Source organism: Paenibacillus sp. S25, assembly GCF_019454085.1.
GTDB classification, from domain to species: domain Bacteria; phylum Bacillota; class Bacilli; order Paenibacillales; family Paenibacillaceae; genus Paenibacillus; species Paenibacillus polymyxa_B.
In genome coordinates this window covers 1,108,433-1,133,170 of the sequence record NZ_CP073683.1, presented here as the reverse complement: position 1 = coordinate 1,133,170, position 24,738 = coordinate 1,108,433, and the positions used below count along the sequence as shown (strand labels likewise).

The following is a 24,738-nucleotide window of genomic DNA, read 5'->3' as shown; positions in this document are numbered from 1 at the left end:
ATCTCTTTTTAGCCTTCCTTTGACTCATAAGGTTCATCACGGCTTATATTCGCGAGCGTTGAACCATCCGGCAGCTTAAGATCCAGCTGGAACCGGAACGTCGCTCCTCTGGCCTCATCGCTATCCACACCAATGGACCCCCCCATCAGCTTGACCAAGTTTTTACAGATGGACAATCCCAGTCCTGTCCCTCCATATTTTCGGTTCAGTGCCGGATGAAGCTGGGAAAAAGGCTGAAACAATAGATGCTGGCGGTCTGCTGGGATACCGATTCCAGTATCAGTAACACTGAACTCAATCAGGCATCTATTTTTACGACGGCTGTAAGCCTTTCTCTCCACAAAGATATTTACACGCCCTCGCTCCGTAAATTTGATCGCATTGCTCACCAAATTCACCAGCACCTGCCGGATACGCACATGATCACCGACCAGCATCCCCGGCATTTCCTGATCCACATGCCATTCCAGCTCAATGCCTTTTTCCATAGCCTGCGTCATGAATAGGTCAGCCACACTGCCGACCACGTCATCTAGCACAAAGGATTCGTGCAGCAAAGACATTTTACCAGCTTCGATTTTGCTCAAATCCAGTATCTCGTTCAATATCTGCATTAAAGCGCCGCTGCTACTGGTAATAATGTCTATATAGCTACGCTGCTCCTCATCCAATTCAGTATCTGCCAGTAACCCTGCCATGCCTATAATGCCGTTCATCGGCGTACGGAGCTCATGACTCATCACAGAAAGAAACTCTGACTTGGCCCGATCGGCGCGTTCGGCAGACTCCTTGGCCCGAATGATCTCCTTTTCATTCGTCCTGTCTACAAAAACCATCACGGCCCCTTTTCGCTCGCCATTATCCATCAAAGGGCTGATTCGATAGGAGGCCAGAAAGCTGGACCCGCCTTTTTTCCAAAATACAGCTTCTTCTGCCTGATAAGAGGCTCCGCTTCGAATCGCTTGAAGAATAGAGGACTGTTCGTCCGGAAAATGACTGCCAATTTCGTCAGCATGGAGGATCATGTCTATGCATGCGCCATTCAGCGGATTGGCCGATCCTATGCCGAACATCTCGACAGCCGCCGGGTTCATAAAGCGGACATGTCCTTCGGTACTTAAACCTACAATTCCTTCGGATACGGCGTTCAAAATAAGCGAATGCTCATTACTGAGCTTTTCAATTTGAGCAATGTAGCTTTTAAGAGGGGTAACATTTTCTATAATCCCGTAGCAGCCTACAATTTCCTCTTGCACGAAAATCGGGATATTCGTCATCTTGATGAATAGACGCTCCCCCTCCTTATGTATAAATTCCGATTCATAGGTTTGCGTCTCACCCTGCTGGGCCAGCTCCATGTGACGCTTGATTTTGTCCTGTTCCTCAGAGGAAGCCATGATGAGTATGTCAGCTTCAAGCAGCTCATCCTTCGTATAACCCGTAAGCTCCTCCAAGCTCGGATTCACACTCAAGATATGACCTTCCATATTCACGGCGCATATCCCGAGTGGATTATGCTGAAACAGTGACCTATAACGGTTTTCACTTTCGCGCAGACGCAGCTCCATTTCCCGGTGCTCTGTAACATCTTGAATCATACCGATCACTTGAACGGGCTTGCCTGCATGCTCGTCCATTTCAGCTTCCCAGATTGAACGAAGTACCTTTTGTTCCCCATTCGGCAATACAATCCGGTAAAAGGTTTCTTCGTGAACTCCCTTTAATATAACGTTGGTGATAATCTGTTTCATGCGCTCTGTATCTTCTGGATGAACAGCCGCCATGAAGGCGTCAATACTTGTTTCAACCGACTTGACACGATAACCAAAAATGCTGCGAAATTCCTTGGAGAAATGCATAACATTGTTGACCAGATCCCAGTCCCATGAGCCGAACATCGCCAACCGTTGAGCTTTTGCCAAATTCTCCTCGCTTTTCTGGCGCTCTGTGATGTTGCGTCCGATGGACAGTACTCGCTTGATCCTGCCCTGTTCATCCCGAATAATGCGGTACGATACTTCCAGCCACAAATAGTGCCCGTCCTTATGACGAACACGCCGCTTCATGATGCCTGTTTCCTTGAAGAGTCCATGTACACGCATATAATCGGCATCTTCAACATGATAGAATTGGAGCCGCTTTTTGCCGAGCATTTCCTGCTTTGTATAGCCTAGTAGTTTTTCCACCGAAGGAGAAATATATTGGAGTATGCCGTCCGCCGTGCTATATGAGATAACATCCGGCGTATTTTCCGTAATCAGCATGTACAAATCCTCATTATCCGAGAGCACCTGCTCCATATCTTTTTTCTCCGTGATATCCATTGCATACGCAATCAAATAAGATTGTTCGGTAGCCTCATCATCAAATATGGTTAATTCCAGCGATAGCCAGACGGATGTTCCCCTTTTATGTTTCAAACGCAGCTCTGTCTTATAGACTTGATCCGTAGCCTTTAGCCAACCTGCATAAGCCTCCCTCAACCCTTGCTGATCCTGAGCCTCTTTATACAAGAGATGGTAATACCGGATATCCAGTAATTCCTCCTGCTCATATCCGACCATTTTGCAAAAGGCGGGATTGACGTACAGGCACTTCCCCTCCCTCGACAAAATCACGATTCCTGTCGGGGCATGATTATACATATGTTCCAGCAAAGGCAGTCGTCGAGCAGCAGAAAACACAATGAATCTCCTCCTTTGTGGTCCGGCAGTTTTCTAACTATACCTATTCTAACATGATATGGGATTTTTATAGCGGTGAGTCCACCTCTAAATGAATGCCCTTAAAACATGTATGCACAAAAGATTGCCGATGCAGGTTCATCGGCAATCTTCGAATTATTTTTTTATACCACCCGGCTGAGGAAATGACGCAAAAATCGCTCCGCATCGACTTTAAGTGCCACATCAACCGTAGCCAGTGCTTGAACTTCGTTCTCATTTTGCATCTCACGGGTGCGACCAACCTCGGCGGAATCCCCCACCTCAACGGCAATGTGCATTGGACGCGTCTTCACAAAACTGGAATCTATCGCTAATCCTACAGCCAGTGGATCATGCAATGCACAGCCTGCAATACCAGGTCTGAAATTGCGATAGGCTTCCATATAAAAGTCTGTCATATCTGCCATAAACGCGCCCAGCTCGGTCCCTTGCTCACGCCATTTGTCCACATCCTGCTGTGGAAGCAGTGTTTGCATCGTGACATCCAGCCCAACGAGCGTAAGCGGAAAACCCGCTCCCAGCACATAGGCTGCGGCTTCTGGATCGGCATAAATATTCGCTTCAGCCGTCGGAGTTACATTGCCTTTCACTGTGACCGCGCCGCCCATAATGATCAGGCGGTCAAGCAATTGGGGCAATTCGGGACAGCGATCCAATGCAATTGCAAGATTGGTCAGCGGTCCCACAGCTACCAGGGTAAGTTTGCCTTCATAGCGACGAGCCTGTCCGATTATAAAATCAGCGGCATCCCCAGACGCAGCCTGACGGGAGGGCGCTCCTTTCAACTGATTACCAATACCGTCTTCACCGTGAATATGCCGGGAATAAGGTTTGAACAACTCCCGAGCATACGGCTTGTGAGCGCCGGACACGACCGGAGCCTCTACCTCCAATTTTTCCACCAGAACCAGTGAGTTACGTGTTGCCTCCTCCACCGAGATATTACCAAAGGTGGTTGTAATACCGAGTAGCTCCAATTCCGGCGAATGGACCGCGTACGCAATAGCAAGCGCGTCGTCAATGCCAGTATCTACATCTAAGATTAACTTTTTGCTCATGATGATCCTCCACAGTAGAACAGCATTCTTTTTTTTCATTATACACAATTTCAATGCTTATTCCCTTGGTCATCAAATTCTTTATTCGAAGACGTAAAAGAAGGCTACGACAGTTATGCCATAGCCTTCTTTTAATACTTTTCAATCACTCAAGCGCACATGTTCTGTCCAAATCCTAAGGCTCGATTCCCCATACCAGCTTATCATTGTGGAACAACGTTGCTTTGTTCCATTCTGCATAAGAGGTTTTGGTTGGATCGAAGGAGTAGTCATTGGATTCGTCTAGATTAGACCAGTCGCTTTTGTTGATGCGGATCTGAATATCACCGGTTTGCGCTCCGGCAGCAAGCGTACCGGCAGCAGGACTGAAACCAATTTCAATATAGTTGTCAGTAAAGGTACGCAGCACGTTATCATTACCTACTTGCGCATAGTCTACTGCAGATTGCAGCTCCTGGCTGCCATCTTTCGTGAAATAGTAACGAATTTTCAGCTCACTCAGCTTCACGGGTGTTGTTCCTTTATTTTTCAAGTTAAAGAAAGGTTTGGCAGCGTTATTCGCTGGATCAGTGTCCCCGGCCCGGTACATTACAACCAGATCACCCGCTGGTTCTGTAGGATCAGTAGCTTTAGGTGTAGCGCTTACCACTGCGGAATCCTTACTTGTTCCTTTCGCATTCGTAGCACTTACAACATAGAAGTAAGTTGTTCCGTTCGTCAGTCCCTTATCCGTGTACTCTCTTTCCGTTACAAGAGGCGCAACGGCTGTAAAAGGACCTGCTTCGCTAGTGGCACGTTTTACCGTGTAGCTATCGGCACCAGTAGATGCATTCCAAGTCAGCGTTACTTGAGCATTGCCCGCAACTGCCTTTAAGTCTGTCGGTACAGCTGGAGCAGTAGGTAATGGTTCCACACCACCAGTGGAAGGCACGATTACAGGGTACGCATTTTTTACCAGCATCACAAACTGATCATGGAACCATGCTCCTGAAATAGGTGCATTCGGTAAAGCATCTGTTAATGTGCCGTCCTTGGTTGTATAGGTAGGATCACACATACGGTCAAAGCCTTTACCTTCATTGTTCGGAATGAGTGAGCTAGAACCATCGGAATCCCCTGGAGGTTTTGCCCATACGTAAGCGTCAATATGACTAGCTGGGGCCGTTTGTGGCGGTGTTCCCATGCCGGCTCCACTGCTATTACACCAGTTACCACGGTGCGCCCGTTTGTCTACACGGCCTGAATTAACATAGGAGTTAATATCACTGCCGACTGCAGAAGTCGGACGGTTAGGTCCTCCCCATCCATTGCGACTCGTATCAATTAACATACCGAGCGAGCTTGGCCAGCCTGCATTGACAAAATCTTTATGCAATGACTCTGTGAAATGCAATTCATCAAAATTAGGATTCCATTCGTAGAACTTGGACGATTTGATCGGTTGTCCACCGATATTCAAATCTGGATTAGACAAATTTGGTTCTGTCAGCGGTGTAGTATTGGCTGTATTCGTGATAAATCCATCTATACTGGACAGCCCTTTGCTAGTGTCTCCAAAGATAGTTGTATACAGGGATACGGTTGCTGAACGGTTGTTATCCCAACCTAACCAGCCAGAGTGACCGATATCTAAGTATTTGTACACATTCGGAATATTGTTAAGCTTATTGACTGTGTACTTAACGCCAGCTTCATAAATTCCTGTAGATTTGGCTTGAGCACACTGAGGAGTATCCAAGTTGGTTACCAAGTTTGGTAAACTATCCGGTTCAATGATTGCTACAATACGAATATCCTTATATTTGGGATTTGCGAAAATAGTAGCAATTTTGTCGATATAATCTTTTTTATATGTTTCCAAACCTGCCTGGGTCAGCGGTAATTCACCATTAGAGGCCAAGGCATGACAATCCCGTCCGGGCAGATCGTACACAATGAATTCCGCTGTAATCGGTGTGCTGCCTTTCTTTTGCGCCAATACTTGGTCCAAATGTGCTTCCAGGCCAAGTCTACCCCCATCACCATCAATAGCAGCGATACGATCAAGCCACACAGCTGTTGGGAATGTTTTGACCGTTTGCATTTTTGCCTTCAGATCGGCATCCGTAATCTTGGCAATTGATGTGTCAACACTAGCCGCATAATCAGGACTAACATATTTTGTCGCCCCTTGGTAAGGGTTGTCCACATGGGATTCTGCATGTATTTTATCCGTAAATCCTGCACCTGGTAGAAAGCTACTCGCGACGAGTGATAGCGCAAAAGCATACTTCAAGCTTTTACGCAGCACTTGCTTAGTTTTCAATTGCTTCACCTATCTTTCCATGGATTTTGTTGAATCTTCCTATGTCGGCACCTGATTGTTACATGATTAATTGTGAGTTACGCCTACTTTTTTCAAAAAAAACGGCGTTCATAGTTGCAAAAGGTAAGCGCTCTCTATTTATTCGTGCGCTTACTTTTTCCCCTTTTTGTCACCTCCTATGTTAGATTATAGTGAGCTGGAAATCTTCTGTAAATTGAATAAATTAAGGACTACATTATTAATTAGGCATATGAATTGCCATTCTAGTGGTTTATCGCGGCCTCTCTTTTTCTGAAATCGTTTTTTTCATTTGTTGAACATCCCTACTATGACAAGCTTTCAGGAGATTTAGGATCGACAGCAAAAGAGCAAATTCAAAAAAAGCAAGACTGTATCCTTTAATTTCCGTCAGCCTAAATCGACAATGATAAACTCTAGAACACCAACTATGCCAAATCGTTATATCTATCGACAGCAAAAGGGTGTTTTCAGGCCACATGACCGTGAAAACACCCTTTTATTGTTGTGAAGTCAATCTATGCTCTTGTTGTTCTACACTTTTTCACGATCCTTGCCCTTGTCGGATTGCCCTGCATTTTTATTGGCGGCATCCCGATCCAGTTGCATTTCTTCAACCGTCTTCACCTTAAGTCGCGCTGCTCCCTCATAAGGTCGGGTTGGAATCAGATCGCCTGCTGCTAGACGTTGACGCGCCTCGGCAATTGCTGTTCCGTATTGCGGCAGCCATGCTTCCTGGGCCACCAGCATTTCATCGACCATCTGCCAAATTTCTTTTGGATTACACACCGCGCCCACTAGCGGGTCCATCATAAACGCTTGCCGCAGCAGCTTATCATCTCCGTGTACAGCCGCTTCAACAGCCAAACGCTGGACGGAAATACTTACATTGCAGACGGCAGCAAGACCGAGCGGAAGGTCTCCTACATGTGGCATGGAGATACCATTTCGATCCACATATCCAGGTGCTTCAATGATCGCGTCGTCTGGTAAATTGGAAATCACACCGTTATTAACGACATTAAAATGCCCCCGGTATACACGTCCGGTTTCCAGACCTTCGATAATGTATGAACCATGCTCTTCACCGCGATTTTCCGCCTTGTACTCCAATGGATCTTCTTTCATCCAGTTAGGGAAATCTGTTTCAAACCAATTACGTCCTTCTGTACATACACGCAGATAGCCGCCTGTTTCTCCGTTGATCCAGCTGCCTAGATCAATCCAGTCCAGAATTTCATTCGGACGCTTCCGGTACCAAGGTACATATTCACTTAGATGGCCATTCGACTCTGTGCTGTAATAGCCAAAACGACGAAGCATGTCGATGCGCACCTTTTCGGTGCGGCTATATTCGGGATGTTTTTCAAAAGCCTCCAGCAGCCCAGCTGTCAGATCCTTGCCTTCATGTGACGCCTGAATGTACCACGTCTGGTGATTGATTCCGGCGCACACAATGTCCACATCCTGCTTCTCCAGACCATACACCTCGGCAATTTGGTGATGCCCATGCTGGACGCCGTGGCATAGACCGATTGTACGGACACCGCTGTATTTATTGCAGGCCCACGTAATCATCGCCATCGGGTTTGAGTAGTTCAGCAACAATACATCCGGTGCACTTAGCTCGCGGATATCCTTGCAGATGGCCAGCATTTCAGCAATACCACGCTGACCGTACATAATCCCTCCTGCACACAGTGTATCGCCCACGCATTGATCCACGCCATATTTCAGCGGAATATCCACATCGGTTGCAAAGCCCTCCAGCCCGCCTACCCGTATGGTACAAATGACGTATTTGGCATCCTTTAGAGCTATCTTTCGGTCCGTAGAGGACTGTATTTGTATGGACAAACCATTCTCACGAATATCCCGCTGGCAGAGCTCAGTAACCATATCCAGATTGTGCTGACTGATATCCGTAAAAGCCACTTCAATATCGTTAAATTCCGGCACCGATAACAGATCTCGTAAAATTCCACGGGTAAAACCGATGCTTCCTGCTCCAATAAAAGCTACTTTAAATGACACGGCATTCAACCTCCGGTAATTAGAATTGGTATATACCGTCATTGTAGCAATAGCTCTGCGGAAAGCGTTATCAAAATCATGACCAGTTTCGTATTTAGGTGTCAAAAATCCTAACTTTCGCTTTAGCAGAGGGTTGCCAATTTCCATTTTGCTCCATTCGCTTCTCTCTTTCTATCTAGTGTTTTTTCAGTTCAATATGTACTTTAAGTGCGGTAAATGTAGTAACATAAAAGAAAACATTAGAGAGCAAGGAGCAGCCTAAGATGAACAAAAAGATTATCTTTTTAGATATAGATGGAACGCTAGTGGATGATGATGGGATGATTCCCGAATCTGCAAAAACAGCATGTATCGAAGCGAGAAAGAACGGACATCTGATTTATTTATGCACTGGCCGATCCAAAGCGGAGATTTATGATTTTATCATGGAGGTCGGTTTTGACGGGATCATCGGAGCTGGCGGTGGCTTTGTAGAAATCGAAGGCGAGATGTTATATCACCACAAAGTATCGGATGAAGATGTTAAACATATGGTCGATTACTTTGATGAACATGATTTGGACTTTTATTTGGAATCGAACGGGGGACTGTTTGCGAGTAAAAACTTTTTGCCCCATGTGGAACGGCTTATCTATGGTGATGTAGACAATGATCCCGTAGCCAGAGAAAAAAAAGAACAACGCCCACATCCTTTTATCACTGGCCTAACTATAGGAGAGGACAACCTGTACCGTAGTGACGTGAACAAAGCATGCTTTTTGGAAAACAAAAATATTCCTTTCGAACAGATCAAAAAGGAATTTTCAGGGAAATTCGAGGTTATTCAATGTACTGTATCTGCTTTCGGGCAAGACAGCGGCGAGCTAATGGTTCCCGGTATTCACAAAGCCGTAGCTATTGAAAAGCTTATTGAGCATTTGGGAAGATCCCAAGAAGACACCATTGCTATCGGAGACGGGATGAACGATGCTGAAATGATTGAATATTGTGCGCTAGGAATTGCCATGGGAAATGCCAAACCGGGCCTCAAAGCCATTGCAGATGACATTACGGATGCTGTGGATGAAGATGGACTGTTTCATAGCTTTAAAAAGCATGGTCTGATTTAGTTTTTATACTTAAGCCCCTGCAGTAGTTTCTGGACTTAAAAATGTCCTAATTCTACTGGTAGGGGCCTATCTCCAATGCTATCTTTCCACGGAATTCACTTAGTGCTTGCTGCTCGGCTTCCATCTCCTCACTACTTGTAAGATGGGCAAACCATTCTTCAAATATCTGTTGTTGCTTACCCTTCAAGATTCTACTTTGGTCATGTACCTTGATTAAAATATGGAATTCCTCCTCAATAACCGCGCTTATGCTGCCGATAGCTGCGTGCGGTTGTTTTGTTGCTGTATAATGAGTTGAGTCTGTAAATATTTACAAAGGAGCAAGACATGTCAAACCGTAAATGGACATTTATCCTTATCCCAGTCTTCCTGCTATTTGCCTGGCTGCTCTTCCAGTTCACTCTGTCTTCTTTTCAAATTCACCAATTTGCAGAGTTATTGAAGACGGTTTCTCCAAAAGACGGGGTTTCCGCTACAAAAGTCGTACTGATATCACAGGAGTTGGATAATTATTACTGGCGGTCAATCGAACAAGGAGCCCGAAAGGAAGCGGAACAGTACGGTATGCGGCTCGATTATATCGGTCCGGACCGCATTAATCCGTCCGAGCAGGTCAAACTGCTGGATAAAGCGATCGCCAGTAAGGCGGATGCAATTCTGGTTCAAGGGATAAATGATCCAGAGTATCGCCGATTAATCGACAAAGCAGCCGGACTTGGCATCCCCGTCATCACGATCGATACGGATGAACCAGATTCCCGTAGACTAGCTTACGTGGGGACAGATAACGAAGGAGCAGGAAAACGGATGGGCGCGCTGTTAGCAAAAGCCTCTGGAGAGCGTGGCGACATTGGAGTTATGATCAGTAGCGAGCGCGTCGAGAATCAGCGACTCAGGCTTGCTGGATTTCGTTCCGTGATCGGTCGCTATCCCAAGCTCCGCATTGTGGAGATTCGCTCCTCGAATATTTCACGGCTTCAGGCAGCACAGCAAGCTCAGAACATGCTCACCCGGTATCCGCAGATCCGCTACATGGTCGGATTCAGTGCGCTGGACGGCCTTGGCATTCTGGAAGCCTCGGAGCGAGGCAGAGCGCGGAATTTGCAGATTTTCGCTTTTGACGATATGGCCGAGACGTTGAAAGCCATCAGAGATTACAAAATCGAACTGACCATTGTTCAACAGCCAGAGGAAATGGGGGCTAAGTCCATAAAATTACTGAATGATTATCTAAAGGGGAATACCCCCCAGGAATTAACATACACCAGGATATATGAGATGCATGCGGACACTCCCGACAACATGACCGGAGATGACAGACGATGACGATCAGAACGAAGCTGCTTCTGTTCATCCCTCTTCTAGTTGTGTTTGCCAATATCATCGCTTATTTTGTATTCCAAAGCGGAAAGGTCGTACAACAGAGCTACGATGAAATGCTTGGCCGCATTCTTCTCATTGAGCAAACCTCCGAATCGGCGGAGAGCAATTTAAATCTCCTATATGCCTATCTGCTTAATCCAAGAGGCGATAAGGCTGTGCAGGGCCCGACAGAATACCAATTGATGCAGTTGAAAGGCAGAATTCAGGAAGTCTCCGACTCGACCGACCCTTCTTTCGCCGAGGAGGACTACGTGAATCTGTTGGCTACATTTCTTAAAGAGAAACAAGCCGCAGTTCTGGATGCAAAGGCACAAGATCCTCAATCGGCTTTTGAACATTATATTGAAGCGGAGAAAACCGTCAGCTATATTCATGAGGAGGGTCAGCAACTCATCGATGATGAACTGGCTTATTACCGGCCAATCATTGAGAACATCCGGAACAAGAATGAGCGAATGAACGGATGGGGAGTGGCGTTGTTCGGCATGAACGCGCTGATGGGGGTTTTGCTTGCAATCTGGGTCTCGCGCAGCATTACTGGCCCTGTCGGCAGACTTGTCGGACTGGCGAAGCGGATCGCCACAGGTGATCTGAATATCAAGCCCCAACCGCGACGGGATGACGAGCTAGGCGTACTGTCGGACGCCATTTCGCAAATGTCCGCCGATTTGAGTATCCTCATCGAGAAGGATAAACAGAGTCTGGAAATGCGGCGGCTTGTGAAAGAGCTGGAGCTTTTGGCTCTGCAAAATCAAATTAACCCGCACTTTTTATTCAATACCTTAAATGTGCTCTCCAAGCTGGCGATCCTGGAAGGGGCGGAAAAAACCAGCGACCTGATCGTTTCGCTGTCCAATCTGCTACGGTACAGCCTGCAGAAGCTGGACAAACCCGTAACACTCCAGGAGGAACTGGATCATATTCGCGAATACGCAACCATCCAGCAGGCACGCTTTCGGGACAGAATTCGCTTTAATCTTCACTTTGACGCTTCCGTTCTTCAGCAGCAAATTCCGGCCCTGATCATCCAGCCATTTATTGAAAACGCTTTTCTTCATGGTGTAGCAGATATGGAAGACGGAGCCATGATCGCGTTAACGCTGTCGCGAGCGAACGAGGATGTGCTAATTGAAATTTCGGACAACGGAAAGGGGATGACGGAGGAAACCCGACTGTCCGTGCTCCGTCTTGAAGGCGAAGTCGAAAGCGGCAGTTCAACAGGACTTGGAATGCAAAATGTGTTTAGGCGGCTGCAGTTGTTCTACGGAAAGGAAGGAATGGTTGAAATCAATAGCAATATCGGACGAGGTACTACTATAACAATACGAATTCCCGTCAAGAAGGAGAGTGAGCAGACTGATGTATCGGTTGTTGATCGCGGATGACGAGGCTTTGGAGAGAGAAGGACTGGAATTGACAGTGGAACGGGCGATGCCGGGGATATTCCGGTTTATTCATGCCGGCAACGGTCGCATGGCGATTGAATGTGCGGAAGAGCACCGTCCCCATATTGCCATTCTGGATATCAATATGCCTGGAATCGACGGGCTTGCGGCGCTTCGTGAATTAAAGGAACGGCTTCCCGATACCCGATTCGTGCTCGTCACTGCCTATGATTATTTTGCCTATGCCCGGGAGGCGCTCTCTTTGGGTGTAAAAGAATATATTCTGAAGCCGGCGAAGCGAGAACTGATCATCGGTACACTGAAACGACTGATTGAAGAAATTGAGTGCGAGAAGCGGGCACGTACGGAAGAATTGGAGCTTAGGCACAAAATCTCACAGCTGATGCCGCTCGCAGAAAATGAGCTGGCTTTAATGCTTATGGTCGACCAGACAGTGGATTCGAGCGCTTCCCAGCTATCGGAATGGCTGGACTTTCCTCTTGATCAGGGAAGCGCCATCATTGCCGCCTTTGACGGATATACGGACGAGCAGGATAAAAAGAAAATTTACGATCATTTCCGAAGCTATGTAAAAACGCATGGCCCGAATGCCATTGTAAGCTCCTTAATCGACCATCATGTAGCCACTTTTTTACGAAAGCCGCCTGTCACCGGCGAAAACGACTGGCGGCAGTTGGTTAATCACCTTGTTCAGCAGCTCTCCGAGCTTGCCCAGCAGCAACTTGGTATAAAGACGGCCATTGGAATCGGATCGCTGCATAGCGGCGAGGAAGGACTTCGCAAGTCCTATTTCGAAGCCGTTTTTGCCTCCACCCTACGCAAGCGGGATGGAGGTTACTGCCACTTTGACGAACTGAAGTCATCAGAGGCTGGAAACGCTTCTTTGCTTGCCATCAAAGCGGAGAATGGAATGCTTCAGCAGACGTACGTCATGTCAGCACTGCAACGGATACGCGAACAGCGAGAGGTTCAAACACTGACTATGCTGGGTAGGGCGAAAATGTATATCGAGGAACGGTTCAACGATGATCTTTCGCTGGAAGAAGTGGCTGATTTTGTCCATTTGAATCCTCACTACTTCAGCAAAATTTTCAAACAGGAATACGGAGAAACATTTATCGACTTCGTAACCCGGCTGCGGATTGATAAAGCCATCTCTCTGATTAAGGCCGGCAACCTTACTCTTAAGGAAATCAGCTTTGAAGTGGGTTATAAGGACCCGAACTATTTTAGCCGCGTCTTTAAGAAGATAACGGGCGTTCCCCCCACTGAGTTCAAGGGCCAAAAATAGTAGAGATTCATCCATGCCGACTATCGGCATGGATTTTTTTAAGCTCGAATGACAAGGTAATGCTAGGTTCAGCCCCTCCATCTCCGATTCGGGAATCGAAGCCAAAATCGTGCATGAAAAGGTCCGTTTAATGAAGACGATAACCGGCCTTTCTTTTATAAGCGCATGTTATACTTCTCCTCGAAGAATGGAATGAGGTTCCAGAGATCTGGAGGGGAGATGATCATATGGCAGTAATCATCAATAATGAAAGCGCTCAACAGAAAGCGCTTCAATCAGAAAAACCCAATATGCTTTTTGTGACGTTGGTATCCATCGTAGCTGCACTCGGAGGTATCCTGTTCGGTTTTGATATCGCGGTTGTTTCGGGAGCCGTTGAATTTCTACAGCAGCGTTTTTCGCTGAGCGAATTTCAGGTTGGTTGGGCGGTGTCGAGTCTGATTGTAGGGAGTATCACGGGAGCAGCTCTCTCCGGCTACATGAGTGAAAGGATCGGCAGAAAAAAGGTATTACTGGCTGCCGGATTTTTATTCGTCGTCGGCTCAATCTGCTCTGCGCTTCAAGACACGTTCACCGGGTATGTTATCTTTCGCATGATCGGCGGCATTGGCATAGGAATCACTTCCACCGTTTGTCCGGTGTACAACGCGGAGATCGCTCCCGCCAAATACCGGGGCCGTTTGGTTGCTTTAAATCAGTTGGCGATTGTAACAGGCATTTTCCTGGTTTATTTTCAGAATTCGTGGATCGTCAGCCTGGGGGATAAAGCCTGGGGTGTCTCAACGGCCTGGCGCTGGATGTTCGGAGTGGGAGCCGTTCCGGGACTGATCTTTATGCTCTTGATGCTCTTCATACCCGAAAGCCCGAGATGGCTTATTAAACAGAATCGGCCTTATGAAGCGTTGCCGATTTTGCTGAAAATTCACGGTGAAGAAGCCGCGAAGCAGGAAGTGCTTGATATCAAGGAATCATTCAAAAATGAGAACGACTCATTGAAGCAATTGTTCGCTCCCGGTATTCGAGTCGCTCTCTTTATCGGTGTCATGCTCGCCATTATGCAGCATATTACCGGTATCAATGCCATTTTGTACTACGCACCGGTTATTTTTAAGGGAATGGGACTCGGTACGGACGCTTCTTTGACCCAAACCATTTGGATCGGGTTGATCAATGTGTTGTTCACCATCGTATCCGTATGGCTGATCGACAAAGCGGGACGAAAAGTCCTGCTGATAATTGGCACCTCGTTGATGACCCTCTGTTTGGTCATTATTGGAGCCGCATTCAAATTGGGTTTGACCACCGGACCGCTTGTGCTCATCATGATATTGATCTACGTGGCCTCCTTTGCTATATCGCTTGGGCCGATCGTATGGGTTATGATCTCGGAGATCTTTCCGAACCGCATTCGCGGCAAAGCGGTAGCCATCGCTTCGATGGCATTGTGGGCCGGCGATTATGTGGTATCGCAAGCATTCCCTCCTCTGCTGAGTTCAGCCGGTCCGTCCAACACCTTCTGGTTATTCGGAGCCATCTCGTTGTTCGTCGTAATCTTTTTATGGCGCAAGGTTCCCGAAACCAAGGGGAGATCACTTGAACAGATGGAAAATATGTGGCTTGGAAAATGACCCCACTTTAGCTCTCAAGAAGCCCGAACACATGTTATAATGCTTCAAAACACACGTCCTCTGAGTCATACCGACCTAAATCGGCCATGGTTCAGAGGCTTCTTATTATCAGTTCCCATCCTCCTCCGCATAGTTCCTCACATTGCGCTCTACAGCAGAGCGGTATTCAACAGGCGTCTTGCCTGTGTGCTTTTTGAACAACATATGAAAATACTGCCTGCTGGCCACGCCTACATAATCTGCAATTTCTTGAATGGGAATGTCCGTTTGCTGAAGAAGCATACGAGCCTTGTCCATTCGCAGCATCGTTAAATACGCGGTGAGGGTTAGCCCAGTATGTTTTTTAAAAATACGGTGCAAATAACCTGGATGCAGATTCACAGCTGCCGCCATGTCCTTAACCACAATATCTCGGTCATAGTTCAGATGGAGAAATTCAATGCATCGTTTGATGTACAGATCCGTTTGCTGCGTGTTGCTGCGCTCTGCCTCTTCCCGTAGACGTGCAATTCGTACTAGCAATTGCATAAAAAGCATCTCTGCCATTGCACCCGGCTGCTCTTTTCGTTGGTCCAGCTCCAGCACGAGACTTTTCAGCGCATAATATACCTCTTCCGGGTCCGATAGTACCAGATACGGGAACGGACGTGACATGAGAGTCGTGACCTCCTGCTCCTCTGCTGCCATTTGTCGGATAGACGGCCCTACCCTCACTCCCTCCGTAAAACCAAACTCTACATTTAGCATCCGGCACGGTTGTTCTCCTTCCACCACTAGTCGATGCGGTACACCTGCGTCCAGCATAATAAACTCGCCTTTACGCAGCGTGATGCTTTCTTCCACATTCTCTCCCGTTTGTACATCTACCCTGCAAAAGCCGGAAATCATGTACATAATTTCGGTAGAATGATGATCGTGGTAAGACATGGTGTAGTCATGCCATTGCTTGTAATAGTAAGCAAAAAAACGGGGAATATAATCCCCGTCACGTAGCCGTGGCTCAAACAGACTTCCGTTCATCCCCGCACCTCCACAAAATAGATAAGGATAACACGACAACGTATCTGAAACCGCTCTATTTTCACAGTTTAACAGACTGAGTCCTGTACTTCTATTTCACTCCATCGGACGATCTGAAATCCTTTGGAATACGGTAGGCGACTCCTGCCTAAAAGGTTGGGGATTTATCACTTTCTGAACTTAAATACTGAATCAACATTCCCGCAAATCGGTTAGCAATTTCTATATCATCAAGTTCGTTATTCCAATCGTCCTTGGACGTCAGACTCATTTTCTGGAGTATACCCATCATAGACGTAAAGATAAAATGAGCGGTCTTTAAGGGTTCCGTGTCGGAATTTAATGATCCATCTTGGAATCCAACTTCCAGAGCATCCATCAGGAAATGTCGTTCCTTTTCCCGGCTAACAAAATTTTTGTACTGTTCTTTGAGTTCTTGATTTGAATCATAAGCTTCGTAATGCAGATCGAATAGAAGAATAAACTTGATGTATTCCGGATGTTGCCAAGCGTAATCAATCCATGCATCAAGCATCGAAGTAAGCATCTCTTTACCGCTCATTTCGGCTGAAGGTGCCCTTCTAACAAATTCGGTCATGCTCTCAAGGATTTCCATCTGAACCTCAAAGATCAGTTCGTTCATGGACTGAAAGTGCTTATAGAATGTGACCCGACTTACACCAGCCACGTTGCATACATCCTTAATATTAACTTTGAGAAAGCTTTGCTTCATAAAAAGTTCCTTGGCAGCCGCAATGAGTTCTTCCCGATTTTTGTTTTTCAAATTCTGGTGCCAGTTCTCAGTCATTAACAACCATCCGTTTCTCATTTTTCGATTTTTGTAAGGTTAAGAAAAGGGCAGATGCAAGGATAAGTGCACCAAAAATATAAGGAATATGAATGTGTTTGTCAAACATCAAACCCGCTAAAATGGGTCCCAATATGTTGCCTAGGCTGGTATACGTCGTATTCAATCCAGCGGCATATCCTTGACGATCACCAGCTGAGTTCGCGATCATTGTACTTACGGTTGGCCTTAGGAAGGCATTAAAAGCAAAAAACAGAGCCGAAACCGCCAGTAAATAACCTAAATTGACCTTAATTATCATTAACAGTAAAGTGATGGCTGTCATGATCAAAGAAAGACGTATCAGCTTCATTTCACCAAGTCTCTTGATGAGATAATCAAGTAGCCATATCTGCACAACGATGCCTATAATTGCACCAACCGTAATGATCATTGAGATTTTAGTGGCATCAAAACCATATTTTCGTTCCACAAAAAGAGCATACACCGTTTCGTAATTCATCAAACCTAATGTCATGATCAGAATGAGGAGAAGATAACGAAAATAGGATGTCCGAAATGAGTTTAGGATTTGGTTGCGAATTGGCTCCCGGCGGACCCATTGGCTAGCGGGTTTTCGTTTTTCCTTGGGCAGTGTCTCTGGCATATACAAACTAAGCAGCGTAGCTACAAGTCCAAGTCCACCAGCAAAAAAATAGGGCACCCTTATGCCAAACTCAGCAATCATACCGCCTAATCCCGGACCAAGCACCATACCCAAATTCATGGAGGCACCCAAGTATCCCATTCCTTTAGCTCGGGTTTCAGAAGTGGTAATATCAGCGACGTAAGCCATATTAGAAGGAACCATTAAGCCAATACCTATCCCCCCGATAAATCGGGCAATATATAGAAGAGGCAATGTCATAGAAACAGCAAACATTAAATCCGAGATGACGGTTAAAAACAGACCGGTGATGATCATGGATTTTCGACCCCATCTATCCGAAAGCTGCCCACCTAGGGGCGAAAAAATAAACTGTGCTGCTCCAAAAGCGGCAATAAGATACCCCGCAGCAGCTCCTGCCGCATTAAATTGTTTCAGATATTCAGGCAGAATGGGAATCACCATACCTTGACCCAATAAAGCAATAAACAAATTCAGCATCAGAATGAAAAGTGGAAATTTAGCAGACTTAGGTAAGCTGCTCATGTTTGTAACCCCCTTCAACCATTTACACTATGTAATCCTTTACTATGTGTAAACTATATTAGTTGAAATAGGGACCCTTGTAAATAAAATTACAAACCTATTAAGCCAAGCTAATACCGGAAAGAGATCTTATTATTCTTGAGTTACACATTAGGCTCCTGTTTTGCAAACTCTTGTAACATACCTCTTATTTGTTCTACCAATATAGCAGGCGCTTTCTTTGGTGAACCCGTGTCAAATGGAGGCTGAGGATCGTATTCCAAAATCAGCTGAACTCCTTTACTCATATCTTCTCCCAATTCCCATGCCAATAGCTGGAGTGCCATATCAATACCAGAGGAGACACCGGCTGCTGTAACGATTTTGCCCTGACTAACCACTCTCTCATCTGTTGGAATGGCTCCAAGAGATTGGAGCAGGTCTAAGGAACCCCAATGACTGGTGGCTACGGTTCCATTTAACAAGCCTGCGGCGCTCAAAATCAAAGAGCCGTTACAAACCGACGTGGTCCATTTTGTAGTTTCATGTATTTGGCGAATCCAATTTAACGTTTCTTCGTCATTCATTGGAGTTTTATAATTTGGCGGACTGCAACCTGGAACAACAAGAATATCAGCTGAACTAACTTCAGAAAAACTGTAATCGGCATGCAAATAACCCATATTTGAGTCCAGCTTGATTAACCCTTTTTTCTTAGCGACAAACTTCACTTCACATTTCAGTGTAGCAGCAAATACATCGTATGGACCTATTGCATCTAATGCCGTAATTCCATCGAAAAGCATGATTGCGATTTTCATGATGATCTCTCCTTTGAAGTGGGATTTTATTCTTGCACACTCATACTAACATACATATACGGGGTATGGGTATATTTATTGTTATGAAAGCAGTATCTTCATTTCAAACGCCTCTTTAAGAGTACGTACCTGTAAAAAGGCATACTTAAAAAGGGCCACCCCCGGGGTAGTCCTTTTTAGCATCATAATGCTTCTACATCATGCCTACAAATCTGTTTATCCAGAGCCGACTTAAGAGCTTTGCTTCCTCAACTGACCATAATATAAATCACTGTAAAAGCCTTTGTGAGCCAGCAGTTCATCATGAGAACCCTGCTCCTCCAGACGGCCATCCTTCAAGACCAGAATCCGGTCAGCCTGACGAATGGTATTCAGCCGATGCGCGATGACGAAACTTGTTCGACCCTGCATAAGCCGCTCCAGTCCTTCTTGTATCTTCATCTCTGTAATGGTGTCAATGCTGCTGGTTGCCTCGTCGAGTACAAGGATAGAAGGGTTGGCTAAAATAGCACGGGCAATAGCCAGCAGCTGTTTTTGTCCTTGACTGATGCCGCTGCCGTTCACTTCCAGTACCTTGTCGTATCCGTCCTTCATCCGCATGATAAAGGAATGGGCGTTAGCCAGTTTCGATGCTTGTTCAACCTCCTCATCGGTGGCGTCCAGTCTGCCAAAGCGGATATTTTCACGAATCGTCCCCTGAAACAGGAAGGAGTCCTGTAGCACAAATGCCATACGGGAACGCAAGCTTTCACGCCGGATGGTAATAATGTCGCGCCCGTCCAGCGTAATCGTTCCCTTGTCGGGACTATAGAATCTGGAAAGAAGCTGGATCAGTGTCGTTTTCCCTGCCCCGGTCGGGCCGACTAATGCGATCATTTCACCAGGTTTGGCTTCAAAAGAAATACCTTCCAGCGTAACGCTTCCCTCATCATAACCAAAGGAAACATCCGTAAACCGCACCGCCCCCTCCACATGCTCTACCTCCCCTGCACCGCGTTCATCCTTGGACTCTTCATCTTCATCCAATATTTCAAATACACGCTCAGCTCCGGCAATGGCGGACAGCAGGGTGTTCCACTGGTTAGCCAAATCGTTCAGCGGTCTGGTGAACTGGCGGGCATATTCTACGAATACAATAATTGTACCTATAGTGATGGAACCTCGAATGGCCAAAATCCCACCGATCCCCGCTACAATAGCAAAGCTGAGATTATTCAGTCCGTTCATCAGCTTCGGTATAAAGCCTGAAATCGTTTGTGCCCAGAAGCCCGATAGCCGAATACGGTCATTACGCTCGCCAAAACCACGGATGACTCTCTTTTCCTGCGAAAATGCTTTAATAATCTGCTGCCCGGACAGTGTTTCTTCGATGTATCCGTTCAGTTCGCCCAAATTCTTCTGGCGTTCCTTATATAAGGGCCCGGTGCGTCGTGTAATCCAGCGCATCCCGGCAGCCATTAGCGGCACCACGATAAAGGTCAGCAGGGTCATCAGCGGGCTTAACCACAGCATCACCGTGAGTGTACCGATTAGCGTCAATATGCTTGAAAAAATCTGAATGGCGGAGCTGTTAAGCGTAGAACTGACATTTTCGATATCATTGGTCAGACGGCTCATAATCTCTCCCTGCTGACGTTTGCCGTAGAAAGGAATCGGTAGTCGATGCAAATATGAAAACAGATCGAAACGCATGCGGTACACCGTCTCTTGGGCAATCTCAATCATCCAGATATTTTGCAGCCAGGAGGTTAGCGAGTTGAGCAGATATACAGCCCCTAATCCGATGAGAAAATAAATCCACGTGCGTCCACCTGGACCTTCGAGAAAATCATCCACCGCTACGCCGACCAGATATGGACCCAGCAGAGCCAGCCCGGAGCTGAGCAGTACCATGAACAGTACCAGCATCAGTTTGGCCTTACGGCGGGCCAGATAAGCCCATATCCGTCCTAACGTGCCAGACCAGTTCTTCGCCTTGGCCTTGCGGCGTCCTTCAGCTCCCGCCGGATTTCGCAGCACACCGGACGGCGGTGTAGGCTGACGGAACGGTTCAATGAGTTCCTTGAACATGCGACTCCTCCTTTCCGTATTGTGATTCATAGATACGCCGATACAGATCCGAGCTATCCATGAGATGCTCATGGCTTCCACTTGCCATCAGGCGACCCTCATCCAGCAATAAAATCTGATTTGCCGATGCGGTCGAGCTGATCTTCTGCGTAATGAGAAATGTCGTACAGGACAGACCATCAAGTGCATTCAGTAGTGCTGCTTCTGTCCCTACATCCAGCGCACTTGTGCTGTCGTCCAAAATCAGCACTGCCGGCTGACGCACCAGTGCGCGGGCAATCGAAAGCCGCTGTTTCTGTCCACCGGATAGATTGACGCCACGCTGCCCGAGCATCGTGTCATAGCCTTGCGGCAAGCGTTCAATCATATTATGGATTTGCGCCATGCGTGCGGCTTCCTGAATTTGCTCCAGGCTGGCATTCTCCAGCCCCCAAGCAATATTATCCCGAATCGAGCCGGTGAATAGCAGCACCTCCTGAGGGACATAGCCAATCGCCTCTCGCAATATGGATGCATCCAGTTCACGAGCGTCCTTTCCGTCAAAGCGCACATGACCTTCATCTTCTTCATACAGACGTGTAATCAACTGCACAAGTGAGGATTTGCCCGAGCCAGTGGCCCCCATAATAGCTATCCGCTCGCCCGGTCGCGCCTTAAAAGATATATCCTTTAGGACAGCCAGCTCACTGCCCGGATAATGAAAGCTCACCCGGTCCATTTCCACCTGTCCCTCAATCCGTGTATGATGCGTTGAAACAGGCTCCAGCTCTTGCCCATCTTCATTAGATGTTTCCAATACCTCTCGAATCCGCCCGGTAGAGGCAGTTGCCCGGGAAAATACAACAACGATACCCGATAAGGCAGACAAGGCTCCAATCGTCCGCAGTGAATAATTGACGACTGCGACCACCTGTCCTACACTGGCATCCCCAGTGGAAATTTGGCCGCGTCCGAACCAAAGTACTGCAATAATCCCTGCATTCATCGTAAACAAAATGAACGGCATCGTCGTTTCTGTCCAGCGTAGAGCGGACACCGTCCCTTTCATCAACTCGCCTCCGTAATGGGCAAAACGTTCGATTTCATGCCGCATCCGCACAAAAACCCGGATGAGACGGATACCTGTCAGATTCTCCTGGATTACTCCGTTAACGTCATCCAAGCGTCGCTGGACACCTTTAAACAAAGTGACCGTTCGCCGCATCATCACCAACACAAACACGAACAGCACTGGGGCCATAACCGCCAATAGCAGCCCAAGCCTGAAATGTACAACCAGTGCCATGACAATACTGCCGATGACTACAAGCGGAACCCGCGTCATAAAACGCAGGCTCATAAACACCGTATCTTGTACTTGCGTGACATCCCCGGTCAGGCGCGTAATCAGCGACGAAGTGGCAAAACGTTTAAACACAGGATACGAAAAGGATTGCACTTTACGGTATAGCTTTTCTCGCAAATCATAGCCGAAGCCCTGACTTGCATGTGAAGCAAAAAAAGAGCTGGATATCCCCGCCATAAAAGCGATAACGGCACTCCCCACCAGTACACTGCCCCATAACCAGACGACGGACAAATCCTGCTGTCGGATGCCCTCATCAATGATTTTAGAGATCAAATATGGCTGTGATAGCTCTACCGTCAATTCCAGCAACATCATCACGAGCGCTGCGATGGCTGGAACCCGATATTTTTTTAGAAAAGAAAACATCATTCCCACAAGCATTCCTCCAATTGCCCATAGCCGTCCTTCCAGATCAGCGTGTAATGGTTATAAGATTCGAACCTGTCTGCTGTAAAACCATATATACGCACTTTATACAGCACTATATTTTATTATACCCTTCTGAACGGCTTCGTTTAACCAGCAAATTGGAGACTCCGGTTGTGAAATTAAAAGATATACAAGAAAGCGTTCCAGTCACGGTCACACTTACCGGACGGGAACGCCTTTTCGGTTATTTCGGCAGCTCTGCCGGATAATACTGCAGCCAGCGCCTTAAATCCGCGCTATGGATGACACGCTTGGGATCTTCACCGACTAGGCGAAGCCGCTCCAGCAGGAACTTGATTTCACCGGAGCCTGCCTCGATTCCTTCCTGCTTCAGCATATATTGAACTGCACTTCTGCCCGAATGCTTGCCGAGTACAAACGAATGGTCAGCGCCCAGCTCGGTCGGATCAAGGGCCTGATAGGCGGCGCGCTCCTTTAGCAGACCGTTGATATGTATGCCGGATTCATGGGCGAATACCATGTCTCCCACAATCGGTTTGCCTTCGGGAATGATTCGGTTGGAGGCTTTGGACACCAGTGCAGCCAGCGGGTTCAGCATTTCGGGACGGACACTGCAGGTTCCTTGATATAGGTCCCTCCACGACATCACCACTTCCTCCAGCGCCGTATTACCTGCCCTTTCCCCAAGGCCCGACACTGTGGTACTGGCCCAGACAGCTCCCGCCTGCAAAGCTGCCAAAGTATTGGCAAGCGCTAGGCCATAATCATTATGACAGTGAATCTCAAGCTCCACATCCTGTGGCACGCGCGATACAAACCTGTCTATACGGGCAGCTATGGCAGCGGGATGGTGAACGGACAGCGTGTCGGCATATCTGAAGCGCCGGATACCATCTCTATAGAGCTGACTCGTCAACTGCTCAAGGAACAGGTCATCTGCCCTTGAAGCATCCTCAAAGCCTACGGAAACAGTCAATCCTTTACACAGACTGTAATCGACAGACTTGCGGATCAGCTCAGTCACCTGCTCAGGGTTCATACCCAGCTTGGCCTTCATCTGCACCGTCGACACGGGAACCGAAATATGGGCCCAGCCGACACCTGTCGATTCAGCTGCATCAATATCCGTGAACACCGCGCGATTCCAGGTCATTAGCTTCATCTGAAGTCCGAGAGCAGCAATCCTGGCAATAGACCTGCACTCCGCCTTTCCCATTGCCGGAATTCCGATCTCAGCCTGCTCCACCCCCGCCGAGTCCAGCATGATGGCAATTTCAGTTTTTTCCTCGGCCGAAAAGGCAACGCCCGGAGCCTGTTCTCCGTCACGAAGTGTCGTATCACAAATATGCAACTGACTCATCTGTATCCCCTCCCGTTCCGCAGCACGGACAACGCGTGTTGCGTTTGACTGCTATGGTGCAACTACTCATATCGAGCACATTCATACGGTACATGCGGTCAGTGAAGAGATTGCCCGCATCTGTAATCCATTTGACCGCTTCCAGTGCAGCCATACAGCCAATCAAGCCGGAGGTGGCTCCCAGAACCGGGAAGCCCAGAGGCTCCCAAGGCTGTCCGCCTTCCGGGTAGAGACATTCTAGGCATGCCGTCCTACCGGGATCAATGGTCATCAATGATACTTCATAGGCGTACATGGCCGCTTCTATCATCGGTCTGCCATGTCGAACACATAGTCTGTTCAGCGCATATCTTTCTGGAAAGTCATATCGTGCATCAATCACGATATCCGCCGCTTCTACCCATGGTCCAGAGGATTTTTCCGTGATTCTGTCGGCGTGGCCTTCAAGCTGGGTCTCCGGATTAATACGGTGCAAATGCTGCAATGCCGTCTCCATCCGTTCCTCCCCGATCCGTCCGCTGTCCATCAGCACCTGCCGATTCATATCGGGCAGATGGATTACGCCCTCATGGGACAATATCAGCTTTCCCACTCCAGCAGCGGCCAGGTACATGGCCGCTGTCCCTCCCAATCCTCCGATGCCTGCAACCATAACAGTAGCCTGCTTTAGCCTGTTCTGACCTTCCACTCCCAGCAGCTTCAACTGGCGTCCGTATCTACTGTCTTCCAGCAGTTGTACCATTCGTCCACCCCCTCCACATGCGGCCCCGCCTTTAAGATATTCGGTCCGCA

Annotated in this window: 17 protein-coding genes; 5 read left to right on the top strand and 12 right to left on the bottom strand. The window is 47.4% G+C overall.

What is annotated here, in order from left to right; translation table 11 throughout:
- Positions 1–8: 8 nt before the first annotated feature.
- The 4 genes from KAI37_RS05000 to melA form a co-directional block, all read right to left on the bottom strand.
- Positions 9–2,684: a PAS domain S-box protein gene (locus tag KAI37_RS05000; RefSeq protein ID WP_071639767.1), complete on the bottom strand. Its 2,676-nt coding sequence runs from the start codon at positions 2,682–2,684 to the stop codon at positions 9–11.
- A gap of 164 nt (positions 2,685–2,848) precedes the next feature.
- The gene (locus KAI37_RS04995) at positions 2,849–3,784 is read right to left on the bottom strand and encodes a nucleoside hydrolase (protein WP_220030839.1); all 936 of its coding nucleotides are present in this window, start codon (positions 3,782–3,784) and stop codon (positions 2,849–2,851) included.
- Positions 3,785–3,959: 175 nt separating this feature from the next.
- Positions 3,960–6,098: a glycoside hydrolase family 6 protein gene (locus tag KAI37_RS04990; protein ID WP_220030838.1), complete on the bottom strand. Its 2,139-nt coding sequence runs from the start codon at positions 6,096–6,098 to the stop codon at positions 3,960–3,962.
- A gap of 543 nt (positions 6,099–6,641) precedes the next feature.
- Positions 6,642–8,141 carry an alpha-glucosidase/alpha-galactosidase gene (gene melA / locus KAI37_RS04985; RefSeq protein ID WP_071639765.1) on the bottom strand — a complete coding sequence of 500 codons (1,500 nt, stop codon included), beginning with the start codon at positions 8,139–8,141 and terminating at the stop codon, positions 6,642–6,644.
- Between the two features lie 263 nt (positions 8,142–8,404).
- On the opposite strand from melA, the gene KAI37_RS04980 reads away from it, so the two are divergent.
- The 5 genes from KAI37_RS04980 (at position 8,405) to KAI37_RS04960 (ending at position 14,958) form a co-directional block, all read left to right on the top strand.
- Entirely contained in the window at positions 8,405–9,250 is an 846-nt protein-coding gene (locus KAI37_RS04980) for a Cof-type HAD-IIB family hydrolase (RefSeq protein ID WP_076293417.1), read from the top strand.
- A gap of 327 nt (positions 9,251–9,577) precedes the next feature.
- On the top strand, positions 9,578–10,576 hold the full coding sequence (locus KAI37_RS04975) for a sugar-binding protein (protein WP_071639763.1): 999 nt from the start codon (positions 9,578–9,580) through the stop codon (positions 10,574–10,576).
- A complete protein-coding gene (locus tag KAI37_RS04970; protein ID WP_071639762.1) occupies positions 10,573–12,018 on the top strand; it encodes a sensor histidine kinase in 1,446 nt (481 codons plus the stop codon). The genes KAI37_RS04975 and KAI37_RS04970 overlap by 4 nt, the downstream gene beginning before the upstream one ends.
- The gene (locus tag KAI37_RS04965) at positions 11,993–13,330 is read left to right on the top strand and encodes an AraC family transcriptional regulator (protein ID WP_025722404.1); all 1,338 of its coding nucleotides are present in this window, start codon (positions 11,993–11,995) and stop codon (positions 13,328–13,330) included. The genes KAI37_RS04970 and KAI37_RS04965 overlap by 26 nt, the downstream gene beginning before the upstream one ends.
- 227 nt (positions 13,331–13,557) lie before the next feature.
- Positions 13,558–14,958: a sugar porter family MFS transporter gene (locus tag KAI37_RS04960; RefSeq protein WP_071639760.1), complete on the top strand. Its 1,401-nt coding sequence runs from the start codon at positions 13,558–13,560 to the stop codon at positions 14,956–14,958.
- Between the two features lie 108 nt (positions 14,959–15,066).
- Here the strand turns inward: KAI37_RS04960 and KAI37_RS04955 are convergent, their stop codons facing one another.
- From KAI37_RS04955 to KAI37_RS04920, 8 genes are all read right to left on the bottom strand, one after another.
- Entirely contained in the window at positions 15,067–15,978 is a 912-nt protein-coding gene (locus KAI37_RS04955; protein WP_071639759.1) for an AraC family transcriptional regulator, read from the bottom strand.
- Between the two features lie 148 nt (positions 15,979–16,126).
- Positions 16,127–16,786 (bottom strand): TetR/AcrR family transcriptional regulator, encoded by a 660-nt coding sequence (locus KAI37_RS04950; protein ID WP_220030837.1) that lies wholly within the window; start codon positions 16,784–16,786, stop codon positions 16,127–16,129.
- Positions 16,779–17,978, bottom strand: a complete 1,200-nt coding sequence (locus tag KAI37_RS04945; protein WP_220030836.1) for an MFS transporter — start codon at positions 17,976–17,978, stop codon at positions 16,779–16,781. The genes KAI37_RS04950 and KAI37_RS04945 overlap by 8 nt, the downstream gene beginning before the upstream one ends.
- 143 nt (positions 17,979–18,121) lie before the next feature.
- Positions 18,122–18,778, bottom strand: coding sequence for a DJ-1/PfpI family protein (locus tag KAI37_RS04940; protein WP_220030835.1), 657 nt, complete (start codon positions 18,776–18,778; stop codon positions 18,122–18,124).
- 231 nt (positions 18,779–19,009) lie between these two features.
- On the bottom strand, positions 19,010–20,848 hold the full coding sequence (locus KAI37_RS04935) for an ABC transporter ATP-binding protein (RefSeq protein ID WP_220030834.1): 1,839 nt from the start codon (positions 20,846–20,848) through the stop codon (positions 19,010–19,012).
- Positions 20,829–22,565: an ABC transporter ATP-binding protein gene (locus KAI37_RS04930; protein ID WP_220031439.1), complete on the bottom strand. Its 1,737-nt coding sequence runs from the start codon at positions 22,563–22,565 to the stop codon at positions 20,829–20,831. The genes KAI37_RS04935 and KAI37_RS04930 overlap by 20 nt, the downstream gene beginning before the upstream one ends.
- A gap of 244 nt (positions 22,566–22,809) precedes the next feature.
- Positions 22,810–23,946 (bottom strand): homocitrate synthase/isopropylmalate synthase family protein, encoded by a 1,137-nt coding sequence (locus KAI37_RS04925; RefSeq protein WP_220030833.1) that lies wholly within the window; start codon positions 23,944–23,946, stop codon positions 22,810–22,812.
- Entirely contained in the window at positions 23,924–24,688 is a 765-nt protein-coding gene (locus KAI37_RS04920) for a HesA/MoeB/ThiF family protein (protein ID WP_220030832.1), read from the bottom strand. Before KAI37_RS04920 ends, KAI37_RS04925 begins: the two co-directional genes overlap by 23 nt.
- Between the last annotated feature and the right edge of the window lie 50 nt (positions 24,689–24,738).

Excerpts from the sequence above, each read along its gene's own strand:
- KAI37_RS04960 (WP_071639760.1), top strand. The coding sequence starts at position 13,558 with ATGGCAGTAATCATCAATAATGAAAGCGCTCAACAGAAAGCGCTTCAA.
- KAI37_RS04940 (WP_220030835.1), bottom strand. The coding sequence starts at position 18,778 with ATGAAAATCGCAATCATGCTTTTCGATGGAATTACGGCATTAGATGCA.
- KAI37_RS04920 (WP_220030832.1), bottom strand. The coding sequence starts at position 24,688 with ATGGTACAACTGCTGGAAGACAGTAGATACGGACGCCAGTTGAAGCTG.
- KAI37_RS04925 (WP_220030833.1), bottom strand. The coding sequence starts at position 23,946 with ATGAGTCAGTTGCATATTTGTGATACGACACTTCGTGACGGAGAACAG.
- KAI37_RS04930 (WP_220031439.1), bottom strand. The coding sequence starts at position 22,565 with ATGATGTTTTCTTTTCTAAAAAAATATCGGGTTCCAGCCATCGCAGCG.
- KAI37_RS04950 (WP_220030837.1), bottom strand. The coding sequence starts at position 16,786 with ATGACTGAGAACTGGCACCAGAATTTGAAAAACAAAAATCGGGAAGAA.
- KAI37_RS04970 (WP_071639762.1), top strand. The coding sequence starts at position 10,573 with ATGACGATCAGAACGAAGCTGCTTCTGTTCATCCCTCTTCTAGTTGTG.
- KAI37_RS04965 (WP_025722404.1), top strand. The coding sequence starts at position 11,993 with ATGTATCGGTTGTTGATCGCGGATGACGAGGCTTTGGAGAGAGAAGGA.
- KAI37_RS04980 (WP_076293417.1), top strand. The coding sequence starts at position 8,405 with ATGAACAAAAAGATTATCTTTTTAGATATAGATGGAACGCTAGTGGAT.
- KAI37_RS04975 (WP_071639763.1), top strand. The coding sequence starts at position 9,578 with ATGTCAAACCGTAAATGGACATTTATCCTTATCCCAGTCTTCCTGCTA.
- KAI37_RS04945 (WP_220030836.1), bottom strand. The coding sequence starts at position 17,978 with ATGAGCAGCTTACCTAAGTCTGCTAAATTTCCACTTTTCATTCTGATG.
- KAI37_RS04955 (WP_071639759.1), bottom strand. The coding sequence starts at position 15,978 with ATGAACGGAAGTCTGTTTGAGCCACGGCTACGTGACGGGGATTATATT.
- KAI37_RS04995 (WP_220030839.1), bottom strand. The coding sequence starts at position 3,784 with ATGAGCAAAAAGTTAATCTTAGATGTAGATACTGGCATTGACGACGCG.
- KAI37_RS04935 (WP_220030834.1), bottom strand. The coding sequence starts at position 20,848 with ATGTTCAAGGAACTCATTGAACCGTTCCGTCAGCCTACACCGCCGTCC.